11 protein-coding genes are annotated in these 11,578 nt (G+C 45.9%); 5 read left to right on the top strand and 6 right to left on the bottom strand.

Translation table 11 applies throughout. The annotated features are described in order from the left end of the window. Together glmS and LDL18_RS05260 are read right to left on the bottom strand one after the other, a co-directional pair. Positions 1-1,077: glutamine--fructose-6-phosphate transaminase (isomerizing) (glmS, locus tag LDL18_RS05255; RefSeq protein WP_296507487.1), on the bottom strand; the 1,077-nt coding region annotated here is incomplete at its 3' end. 85 nt (positions 1,078-1,162) lie between these two features. Continuing rightward, positions 1,163-1,723, bottom strand: coding sequence for a PH domain-containing protein (locus LDL18_RS05260; protein WP_296507489.1), 561 nt, complete (start codon positions 1,721-1,723; stop codon positions 1,163-1,165). A gap of 176 nt (positions 1,724-1,899) precedes the next feature. Here LDL18_RS05260 and LDL18_RS05265 point away from each other — a divergent pair, with 176 nt between their 5' ends. After that, on the top strand, positions 1,900-3,048 hold the full coding sequence (locus LDL18_RS05265; protein WP_296507491.1) for a glycerate kinase: 1,149 nt from the start codon (positions 1,900-1,902) through the stop codon (positions 3,046-3,048). A 58-nt stretch (positions 3,049-3,106) separates the two neighbouring features. Here LDL18_RS05265 and LDL18_RS05270 read toward each other — a convergent pair whose 3' ends face one another. From LDL18_RS05270 to LDL18_RS05285, 4 genes are all read right to left on the bottom strand, one after another. Next, on the bottom strand, positions 3,107-3,376 hold the full coding sequence (locus LDL18_RS05270) for a hypothetical protein (RefSeq protein WP_296507494.1): 270 nt from the start codon (positions 3,374-3,376) through the stop codon (positions 3,107-3,109). A 42-nt stretch (positions 3,377-3,418) separates the two neighbouring features. Then, positions 3,419-4,720 (bottom strand): histidine-type phosphatase, encoded by a 1,302-nt coding sequence (locus LDL18_RS05275; protein ID WP_296507496.1) that lies wholly within the window; start codon positions 4,718-4,720, stop codon positions 3,419-3,421. Positions 4,721-4,856: 136 nt separating this feature from the next. Continuing rightward, positions 4,857-5,825, bottom strand: coding sequence for an aldo/keto reductase (locus LDL18_RS05280; protein ID WP_296507498.1), 969 nt, complete (start codon positions 5,823-5,825; stop codon positions 4,857-4,859). 258 nt (positions 5,826-6,083) lie between these two features. After that, entirely contained in the window at positions 6,084-7,589 is a 1,506-nt protein-coding gene (locus LDL18_RS05285) for a carbohydrate porin (protein WP_296507501.1), read from the bottom strand. 310 nt (positions 7,590-7,899) lie between these two features. Here LDL18_RS05285 and LDL18_RS05290 point away from each other — a divergent pair, with 310 nt between their 5' ends. The 4 genes from LDL18_RS05290 (at position 7,900) to grxB (ending at position 11,152) form a co-directional block, all read left to right on the top strand. Next, entirely contained in the window at positions 7,900-8,175 is a 276-nt protein-coding gene (locus tag LDL18_RS05290) for a hypothetical protein (protein ID WP_296507503.1), read from the top strand. Between the two features lie 350 nt (positions 8,176-8,525). Further along, a complete protein-coding gene (locus tag LDL18_RS05295; RefSeq protein WP_296507506.1) occupies positions 8,526-9,662 on the top strand; it encodes an SEL1-like repeat protein in 1,137 nt (378 codons plus the stop codon). Between the two features lie 256 nt (positions 9,663-9,918). Next, a complete protein-coding gene (locus tag LDL18_RS05300; RefSeq protein ID WP_296507508.1) occupies positions 9,919-10,356 on the top strand; it encodes a phage major tail tube protein in 438 nt (145 codons plus the stop codon). A gap of 124 nt (positions 10,357-10,480) precedes the next feature. After that, complete coding sequence (gene grxB / locus LDL18_RS05305; RefSeq protein WP_296507511.1) at positions 10,481-11,152, top strand: glutaredoxin 2; 672 nt, start codon at positions 10,481-10,483, stop codon at positions 11,150-11,152. The last annotated feature ends 426 nt before the right edge of the window (positions 11,153-11,578 follow it).

An 11,578-nucleotide genomic window follows, 5' to 3' on the forward strand; every position in this document is an offset into this window, starting at 1 on the left:
ATGGCGAAGTGCCGCCAAGGTGTCAGCGGTTTCGCCCGATTGGCTGATAAAAAGTGATAGGCCGCCTTCTTCCATCACCGGTTCACGATAGCGATATTCTGACGCGGCCTCGATTTCGACTGGCACACGCGCAAAGCGCTCAATCCAATAGCGGGCAACCATACCGGCATAATAGCTGGTGCCACAGGCCACGATCGTTACTCTTTTAATTTGAGAAAGATCAAAATCGGGGTCTGGCAGTGCGACCTGCCCTTCAACGGGACGAAGATAGCTTTGTAAAGTTTGAGCAACGACGACCGGCTGTTCAAAGATCTCTTTCTGCATGAAATGGCGGTAATTGCCTTTTTCAACCATCAGGCCACTGGCACCAGATAGCACCACCGGCCTTTCGACAATTCTATCTTCGATATCGTGGACTTCGATATCTTCACGCGTAAGAACGACCCAATCGCCTTCTTCGAGATAGCTGATTTTCTGGGTCAGCGGTGCCAAAGCCAAGGCATCCGAGCCAAGATAATTTTCGCCATCGCCATAGCCAACGACCAAAGGTGAACCCAGTCTGGCACCAATCAAGAGATTGGGATAATTTTTGAAAAGGATGGCGAGCGCAAAAGCGCCGCGCAATTTTTTCAGAACCTTGGAAACCGCATGACGGGGGTCTTTCCCTGCCTGTATCTGTTCATCAAGAAGATGAGCGACGACCTCGGTATCGGTTTCGCTTTCGAAATGATGGCCGCGTTCCAGTAATTCGTCGCGCAATGTTTTGAAGTTTTCAATAATGCCATTGTGAACCACCGCGACATCACCCGCAATATGGGGATGGGCATTGGCAACCGTTGGTGCGCCATGGGTTGCCCAACGGGTATGGGCAATGCCGATTTTACCCGGAAGGGGATCATTCGCCAAGACCCGACCGAGATTGTCGAGTTTGCCTTCTGCACGGCGGCGATCGAGTTTGCCATCATGAATCGTACACATACCGGCAGAATCATAACCGCGATATTCCAGCCGTCTTAATCCTTGGAAAAGGCGTTCTGAAAGGTCTTCGCGTCCGATAATACCGATAATACCGCACATAATTCTGTTTCCCGATTTTGTGATATCTATTTTGAAAGGCGGACTGTCTTTGAGATGGGGGCAATGTAAGAAATATTTTCGTCTTTTATAAGGCCAAAATACGCCTTTTTTCTTTTTCAAATTCTTCTTCTGTCAGGATGCCTTGATCTTTAAGGGCGGCTAGTTTTTCCAATTGGGTGACTTTATCCGAGGTATTCTGATGGAAGGGTTTGATTTTTTGGATCGGATCAGAGCGATATTGATCCCGTTCTTTATCCGTCATTTGGATAAAGCTATTAACGGCTTTTTTATAAATATGGCTGATTTCGTGCTTTTGTCCGGCGGTACTGATCGTGATTTCACCATAAATGAGACCGGTAGAGCCTTGAATAGCCGTAATATCAGCCAAGCTGATAATGACTTGTTTGCCCCCAAACAGCATCCCTTTATCAAGGAATAAAATGCGGCGATTGGTCAACACGATCAGCCATGTATGATCGTTCATCATGCCCGAAGTAATGGCGACGGGGGTTTCTTCATCATCCAGTATTTCGGGAAGGGTGTAGAATTCTTTTCTGGTAAAGAATGGTAGATTGTGGGTTTCCCGAGAAAGGCGTTTATATTCTGCCTTTAATGTCGCTTTATCGGCATTTTTATAGTCGATCATTTGTTTGTCCTTTGACGATCAGGCCTTGGCTTATCCTATTTTTTACAATGATATTGAGGCCAATCCTATCCATGATCGGATAAAAATTACTGTGAGTAATTTGGGATGGTCGGAATTTTGAGCAAGGCATCCGATTTTAAATCTGGTAAATTGTGACAAAAACAGAAAGCGTGAAGATGAAATTCTTGCTGGCACCGGATTCGTTTAAGGGTAGCTTGACTGCGAAAGAGGCGGCTCTTGCTATGGAAAGGGCTATCAGGAGGATTTTGCCCGAAGCCGAAACGGTTATTCTCCCTATGGCGGATGGTGGCGAAGGCACGGTACAATCTTTGATTGATGCAACCCAAGGCCAGCGAATAAGCGAAAGGGTGATGAATCCCCTGATGCAGTCAGTGATAGCGGATTACGGTATTTTGGGCGATGGCAAGACAGCCATTATCGAAATGGCGGCGGCGAGCGGTCTTCAATTTGTGGATGAGAAGAGCAAAAATCCGCTGATCACGACGACTTATGGCACCGGACAGTTGATGAAATCGGCTTTGGATCGGGGCATTAGAAAAATCATTATGGGCATGGGGGGAAGTGCGACCAATGATGGTGGTGCTGGTATGGCTGAAGCCTTGGGTGTGCGCTTTCTTGATAAAGGGGGACAGCCTATTGATCGAGGGGGTGGCGGCTTATCTGCCTTGGCCGAGATAGATATTTCTGGCCTTGATCCCCGTATAGCGGACACCGAAATTATCATTGCTTCGGATGTAACCAATCCTTTGGTGGGTGAGGTCGGTGCCAGCGCTGTTTTTGCCCCCCAGAAGGGAGCCAATCCTGACATGGTTCGACGGCTGGATGATAATTTGCGGCATTATGCCGATTTGATAAAGGCTAGTTTGGGTAAAGATATTGCCGAAAAATCGGGAGCGGGTGCGGCCGGTGGATTAAGTGGTGGGTTGTTGGCTTTTACTGATGCGACAATAGAAAAAGGTATTGAACTGGTTATCCGTATCACGGGTTTGATGGAGAAAAGCAAAGATGCCGATTATGTCCTGACAGGCGAAGGCGGTATCGATTTTCAGACTCAATATGGAAAAACCCCGCTGGGTGTGGCGATAGCGGCCAAGAAAGCTAACCCTGAAACGGTGGTGATTGCCCTTGGTGGCTATGTCGGGGAAGGCATAGAGTGTTTGTATGACAAGGGTATTGATGCGATTTTTGGGATTTTACCCGCCGCGATGCCTTTAGATCAGGCCTTATTATCGGCGGCGGCCAATATCAAGCGCAGCACCGAAAATATTGTCCGTTTGATAAAGGCCGATAAAACCATGGGCTAGAAACAGGCCTTTAACGTAACGGGACATTATTTTTAAATAGTCCGCTTGGAAAGGATATTCAGGAAGCGTGGCTATGTTCTTCCTGAATATCGGCAGCGGCTTTGGCATAGAAATCGGCGACTTTGGTTGTGATATCATTACCCTCATCGTCGATTACAACCAAACGGATGACTTCGTCCATTTTAACTTTGTAGCCTTCTACCGCGATGTTCATGGCTGTTTCGGTGATGAACCAGCCAAAGAAAATAACGGCATCCCCGAATTGGGCATTGTCGGTCGCCACTGTCCGTAAAGAGCCAAAGCAAGGAAAAGTAAATTCTATTCTCATAATACTGTTTTGATACCCCGAATGAAAATTCAAAAAGGGGCGTTACTTTACCGGATGAGCCGCGATAGCAACAGTCGAATAATCAATCGCTTGGTTCATTTGAGCAATCATAGTCTCGAAAGGACAAAGCGTGCCGACCTTGGTCTTTTGACAATCTGGTTTTTTAAATTCGGCTGTCAGTAGAGGATGGCGTTGATCGAGCGGCGTGAGTGATCGCGTTTGGTCGAGCGTCTGGCTTTGGAAATAAAGCCGGATAAAGCGTTTTTTCGTTGCGCGATCCTGCCATCTTTCAAAGACGAGGCTACTGCTGGGCGGGATATTGCCGCGAGGATATTCGCCGACTTGCCATGTGAAGGACAATAAGCGTCTGATAAAGGCGATATTGGTATCATGCGCAACATAGAGCAAATAAGCGACATCAGGAGGCCCCGCGATGGCTTGTCTGCCTGTGGTTGAAGCGCTGCCTGTTCCCAATTCTAGCGCCATGCGGATTTGATTTAATAAAACCGATCCGCCTTGTCTGGCAGCCGAAAGGCGATCATTTCCGACATCATAGCGGAGTGTCTGTAGCGACAACAGAGCGCCGACCGTGGCCGCATCGGGGGCTTTTCCAAAAGCGACCTCGGACAGCGGTTTGTTCTCACTATAGGCCAGTAGCAGGACTTCCCCGATGCTAGACAGGCCTTCGAGACCTGTGACAGATAGGCCGCCTTTATCTTTGGTTTTAATTTGCCAAGGGGTGTCGAATATCGGGCAGCTTTTTCCAGCGATACAGACGGCTGCCCGAAGTCGTGCTATTTCAGGCTGCATTCTTTGTCGTGCTGTAGCGAGATTGCTTCCCAGAATTTGTTCTATTTCAGCTTTGGCTTGATCGGGGGCGTTATTGGGCGGCACCAATTTATTAAAATGGAAAAGATAGTCTGAATCCATATCGCTATAATGGATAGGGATATTACAGGCTGGAAACATCCCGTCCACATAGGCTAGTGCCGTGGCTTTTGAACGTTCGACCGGACTGCTCCAGATATAGACATCTTTCGAAAGGCCACAGCCGGATTTTAACAGGCCGGTTTTTCGGTAATATTCCCCTTCATAACGCGCTTTGAGAAGAGAAGCGGCATAACCGTGACCCGTTAATTCCCCAAGAGGCGTTACCCATTCCGGCCAGTTCCTATTTGTGCCGCTGGCAATTTCTTCGGCCTCTTTTTGTGTCGGGGGACGGACACCATGGCGGCTTAATTCAACCACCTTTTCCAAAACATAACGAGGTTCATGTTTCGCCGCGAGCGCGTTGCTCCCCAAAGAAACGCATAGAAGGCTGCCTAGTATCGCCCAATATTTCACAGCTTATCCATCCCAATGATGCCCCTTGTTTTTATGCTATGAGAAAATGTCTATTTTCGATCGCAAGGCCGGTTAAAAACTTTCGACTGAATAACGCCCCATTAAAAAATCTGTATCAGAAGAAAAGTAGTTTTCGTTAATCCGTTGGTAAAACGGCACTGGCCTCATTCAACAGCATAACTTCATCTGGGGTCAGATTTATTTCAGTGGCTTTTTTCAAGCTAGCCATTTGTTCAATGCTGGTCGCGCTGGCGATCGGGGCGGTGATGGCAGGGCGCGTCAATAACCATGCTAATGCAATTTCTGCCGGTTTGGCATTTTGTTCTTTTGAGACCTTATCTAATGCGGCCAAGATACGCATCCCGCGAGGGTTAAGATATTTTTTGATGCCTTCGCCGCGTTGGCTTTGGCCGAGATCAGCTTCGGAACGATATTTCCCCGACAAAAAGCCGGAAGCCAGACTGTAATAAGGGATTACCCCGATTTTGTGGTCAAGGCAGAGATCGGCAACGGCACCTTCATAGCCGAAACGGTCATAAAGATTATATTCGGGTTGCAGCGTTTGATAAGCGGGTAGATTTTTTTCTTCGGCGATTTTTAAGGCGCGATCAAGTTGGGGCGCGGTATAATTTGAAGCCCCGATGGCTCTGATTTTGCCTTCCTTTATCAGGTCTTGGTAAACGCTGAGGGTTTCTTCATCATCAACGGTTTCATCGGGGAAATGGGACTGGTAAAGGTCAATGGTTTCGATTGACAGTCTTTGCAACGAAGCCTCGACGGCGAGGCGGATATAGCCAGCTTTCAGACCTTTTCGTTTTTCATCGCGGAAATCGCCGCCAACCTTGGTAAAAATAAGGACTTTGTCCCGTTTGGAAGGATGGGCTTGTAACCAATGGCCGATGATGCTTTCGGATTCCCCGCCTTTATTCCCATCGACCCAAGCCGAATACATATCGGCGGTATCAATGGCATTAAAACCGGCATCAACCCACGCATCCAAAAGCGCAAAGCTGCGCTTTTCATCGACTGTCCAGCCGAAAACATTGCCGCCAAAAATAATTGGGGCAATCTGGAATCCGGTCTTTCCTAACGGGCGCTGTTTCATGAGGCATCCTAAGCTGAAAAAGCAGGACTATTTTTAGTCTTTGCTTGAAAAAAGCCTGCCCTATTAAAAAGGGTAGCGATTTTTCAAGTCTATCATATTCTTTCTTTGGCGGTAAATATTTGAATGTGCCAATGTCTTTTGGAAAAAGGCAAAATATCTTTTTTTTGAATAGGACACTGCTCTTATGGGGGATGATTTTCGGCTTTCTTTCCAATCCGGTGCTGAAAATGGAAAAGCACCGGATTGGAAAGATTATTTTTAGAAGCTGATATTGCTGTGTAGGCCGAAGACGACTTCATTGCCGACTTTTTTATACGTGTTCGGATTAAGAACGCCACCCGATGGATTGATGATATATTGCAAATCAGGTTGTAAGACCATCCAAGGGGTGATTTGTGCCTGATAGGTCAGCTCTATATGATGTTCAGTGCCGCTGATCGGTTGATAGCTGCCCCCGTTGAAATAACGGAGATCGCGGTCATAAGCGCGCTGGCCTGAGCTGGTACGTCCCATGCCCCAAGCTAGTCCAACGGTGTCATTATTGCGTCCTTTAAAGGGCGCTTTGAGATTGAGACCAGCATCAATCGCAAAAGAAACAAGATTGCGGTCGCCCATATTAAAAGTCGGGCGAACAAAAACCCCAAGAGAGGTTGGAGACCCCAAAGAAGGCCGCCATATCATTTGATCGACGATACCGTAAATCATCCAGTTCCCACGATGCATGCGGGCATTGCCGTTGCTGTCCGGTGAAGCGAGCAAATTACCATTGGTATCGTAACGTTGGTCGGGAAAACGGCCAGTGTCATAAAATCCGCCCAAGCGATAGATACCCGGTAAGCCCGGATTTTCGGTAACTGTGGACATATCGTCCGGTTGCGGATTGATGGCATATTGTAATTCCGCAATCAAAAGCGCGCCGCCGCCCATATTGAAATTGGCACCGTCTTTATGGACGCTTTGATTGGTGGGATCTTTGCTATTGTAAAAGCTGTGACCCGATGGATTGTCATCGGCTGCTGCAAAAAGAACAGTAAGCTGATTGGTCGGGCGATAGCGGAAGCGGATGGCGGGAGAAGCCAATGGCCATGCGGGCCCGCCACCATAGAGATTGACGGAAGGCGCCATTGGCCAACCGAAATTGGCATTCAAATAGAGCGCGCCGTAATCGCTGATTAAAAATTCTGTATCGAGATCTTGCTGCCCGATCTTGATGTCTAATTTGTCATGGAAGAAACTTTGTTGATACCATAATTCAAATAAGCGGGTGGAACGGTCTGCTTCAAAGCCACTGACAGGGTTATAGACGGAAAGCTGTTCTTGACTGATAGAGCGCCCACGGGTTTGTAGTGCGCTGACATTGAAAAGGCCGCCTTTGAGGCCAATCAATTTTTCAAGATCGACCCGAATAGTCGGAGCGGTGACCCCTTCATAAGCGGGCTTGCCGCCGGTACCACCCGAAACATTACCCCATAATTCGTCATATTCTTCGAGATCAAAGGTAATACCGTATTTATAAAGCCATGTCCGAAGCCCGCCCATATCACCGAGGAGGTTGCCGCTGGTGTCAAGAGTATCTTTGTTATCGGCGGTAGGTGAAGGAATTGTGGTTTTTGAATCTCGGGCAGCGGCAGGATCGATTTGGCTGACCGCTGGTGTCGAATTGCCTAATTTTGCGCTGTCTCTTTGTATTTGGGTATCAGGTTGGTCGTAAGAAGAGGCTGTCGCAGCCGTGGCGCAGGGAAGAAGAAATAAGCTGCTTGCCATAAGCAAACAGGTCTTGAGACAATCCGTTTTTGCATGATTCATAGAACAAGACGTACATATTATCTTTTTTCTTTTTTCGGAAATAGAATTTGAAAATAAATCTGTTTTCAAGAAGGGGATGTGCTTTTGAGCATTATCCCTGTCAATGAGCATCATATTTATTTTCCTTCTATTCGGTAAAGAAATAATAAAAAAGATAATCTTTATTATTGAGTATTGTTTAAATAAAAAGGCAGGCTGGTTTTTGATTTCTTTCTGCCTTCCAAGAAATGAGAAGCGATATTGACTGGAGCAATTAAAAGAATCCGTCATGATTGTTTTTATTATGCTTATGATACAAAGTATCATTTCTTTCTCTATATTGAGTCGATCTCTTCATAATGACAAAATTGCTAATGATAATTCGTTTCATTATCAAACTTTTTTTTACAGTTATCGTTTTCTTCGATTTATTGAAAAGGATCCAAAAAGGCCGTTATCGCCTGATTTAAAAGCCTTTTTTGGAGATAAGAAAAAAGACAAGATGGATGCAGATAAAAAGGAATTTGGAGAGTATCTCAAAAATTGGGGCGCGATTTTGATGTAGATTCAGCAATTTATAAATCATTATTTGTTTTAAAATTTTAATAAATCAGACTTGAGCTATTGCATAAGAAGTCTTTTTTGTTGATATATTTTTATGATTTGAAAGAACAAAAATCTTCATTTTTGAAATATTGTAAGTGCCTTATTCTGTCACGAAAATCAGGCATTATGTATTTTTTAATCGCGAGCTTGTCTTGTTCAGGTAACAAAAACACAGTTCTCGATAATTTGTATTTTGCCTATGGTCGATCGTTATCATGGGTTATCTTTTTGAGGCAGCTTGTTATTCTGTCATGCCAGAAAGATAACGGTATCTTTTATTCCGGTTTCTGAAAAAATAGGGGTGTAACCGTGATACTGACGACAAAAAGCTTGTTTTTTCAGAAAAATATCTGGTTACCATTATTGGTGGCTTTAACGCCGATGACATCTTTCCCGCTTTATGCCGCCGTCAAAACGGCAGATGTCAAAAAGGCAAACGACAATTTTGAATCTGGTCTTCACTATTATCACGGACATAATGTTGCCCAGAGTTATAGCCAAGCCAGAGAGTATTTTCAGAAGGCTGCTGATCTCGGTCATGCCGAAGCCCAATTTTATCTAGGAGCGCTTTATGAACGAGGAAAGGGCGTGGCGAGAAATTATAAAACCGCCTTTTCATGGTATCAGAAAGCCGCTGATCAGGGTTTTGTGAAGGCTGAAAACAATGTCGGCAGCATGTATCAATATGGTGTCGGTGTTCCCCAGAATTTTCAGGCTGCTTTGACTTGGTTACAGCGGGCAGCAGGGCAAGGCGACAAAGTTGCCCAGACCAATTTGGGCGATATGTATTATCAAGGCCTTGGCACAGCTCAAGATTATAAAACGGCGGCTATCTGGTATCAAAAAGCGGCTGCCCAAGGGTATGCTTTGGCTGAATATAATTTGGGCGTGATGTATAGTCAGGGGCAGGGCGTAACCCAAGATATGGCGACCGCTGCGACTTGGTATCAGAAGGCTGCCGATCAGAAATTTCCGGCTGCTGAATATAATGTCGCCTATCTTTATGAAAAAGGCCAAGGCGTTGTTCAAGATCAGAAGGTTGCCTTGGCTTGGTATCAAAAGGCCGCCGATCAAGGTTTTGTGAAAGCCCAGTTAAACTTGGCAAGCCTCCTTTACCATCAGGCCAAAGGCAAAGCCCAAAATTATAAAGAGGCTGCCGTTTGGTATCAAAAAGCAGCGGCGCAGGGTGATGTCGTTGCCTTGTTTATGTTGGGTAAAATGGCGCATTTGGGCGAGGGGGCTGCTCGAAATGATGTGGATGCCTATAGGTGGTTCAGTCTGGCGGCCGGTCTGGGTTTGAAAAATGCCGAAAATAATTGTCAGGTCTTAAGTAAAATGATGACGCCTGCCCAGATTGCCGAGGCCAAAAAAGAGGCACAATCTTGGTTGGATAAGCATCCTAGCTTTCCGGTGAAAAAGCTGAATCCAGCGGGACAGGATAAATAGCCTTTTGTTGAGGAAAAAGCGGCTCTTATCTTTTTGATAAAGAGCGTTTTTTTGCTTGGAACAGGGTTTCTGTTTTTTGTAAAAAGAAGCGCTTGATTGCCCGATTTTTATTATAAATTTTCTTTTATTTGTCTAAATATATTATTTATGTTATATTTTAAGTGTTTTTGAGAAATGAAAAGCTGAAAGCGGGATTCTCTTTTGGTAAAGAGAATTTCTGCAAAAGGCATCATGATAACCCAGTTAAGGCCGGAAGATGGACACTTCACAAGATTCGGATGTTATGCAGCTTTTTAATGCCGAAGATGACCTTCTGGGCATGGTTTCGGATGTGTCATTGCCAGAGCCGGTTTATAAAAGAATACCGTCTGATGATCCCTCTGTTGCCGATGAAGTGACCTTGGCGAGTTTAGGGATTTTAGCTTTTTCAGCGGATGATGCCCTTGTTGAAGCGGTGCGGCAGAAAGGCTTTACCAAACTTTCATTACGTAGTCCTTCGGTCGAAATTATCGGAAGAGGCGTTCTGAAACAGGAAGACGGCAAAGCGGTTTTGAAACTTTCCTATTATAAAGAAAGTCGTGAAGGGAAACGGGTTACCGAAATTGATCCGTTCCATATGGTTGAAGTCATCAATGGGCTGGATCTCGGTCAACGCGCCCGTGAAGCATTGGGACTATCGCCGGAAGATTTATAACCCTGCCGATGGGTTGCCCGCTTTTGTTTTTTCCTGTTGTCAAAAACATTGAGGTCTTTTTCAGGCAAGTGATTTCTGTCTTAAATATTGTTGCCTTGCGGGGTAGAATACCCGCCTGTTTGAGATGGTCAATAAGGCGGGTCGGCTTGTGAATTTAAAACTCTATATCTATGAACATTGCCCTTTCTGTGTAAAAGCACGGATGATTTTCGGATTGAAAGATTTAGCTTTCGATCAGGTTATCTTGCAGCATAATGACGAAGCGCAGCCGATCAGTATGACTGGTTATAAGCTGGTACCGATTTTGGAAGAAAATGGCCGTTTTATGGGCGAGAGTATGGATATCGTCCAATATATCGACCAAGAAAAAGGTCGTCCTCTTTTAAAGGGAGCGCGTAATCCGGCTGTTTTACGGGCTATGCATAGCTTTTCCGGTATTTATTCTCTGCTTTATCCAAGAGCGGTGATGGCACCTTTGCCAGAATTCGCAACCCAAGCGGCAAGACGCTATTTTATTCGCCGCAAAGAAGGCGAAGTGGGTAGTTTCGAGCAATGTATCAAAGAAACGCCGCGCCTGATTCAACGCTATGAAGATAGTTTGGAGCAGTTGGAACCGCTTATTCAGTCGTCAGAAGCGGTTAATGGTCAGTTATCGACTGACGATATTCATTTATTTGCCCAGCTACGCAGTCTGTCTTTGGTGAAGGGCGTTCGCTATCCCGATAAAGTCGATCGCTATCGTCATCGGATGGCGGATATGACGGGTATTTTCTTATTTGATGCGATAGCCCGTTAGGCGCGCTGTCTAGCCCATGATAGGCGTTTTTATGGGGTGACAGGCTGTCTAGCCGGCTTTTAAAATTCGCTTTATCTCTGTGGCAAGAGCATGACGGCGCTTATAAGCGAAATAGCAAGAGACTCCGCTTGATATAGCCTGCTTTGGTCTATGGATTCTGATTGCCTGTCAGCTGTCGTCTCTGACAGGGAAAACAGAAAAGACCAAAGGGGCGGAGAGATCGGAGAAAGAAGCGCGATTATTCTTGCTTGGTTGTCGATTAGTCTTTGGATAGCCGCCAGATGCGGTTGCTGGCTTCATCGGCAATCAACAAGGCACCTGACGCATCGCCGGTCATACCTGCCGGTAAACCATAGACCTTGTTCCCTTGCCGGAAGTCTTTGACCACCGTGACGGGTTTGCCCGTGGCTTCGCCTTTGTCAATAA

This window comes from Zymomonas sp., from assembly GCF_020216885.1.
Classification (GTDB): domain Bacteria; phylum Pseudomonadota; class Alphaproteobacteria; order Sphingomonadales; family Sphingomonadaceae; genus Zymomonas.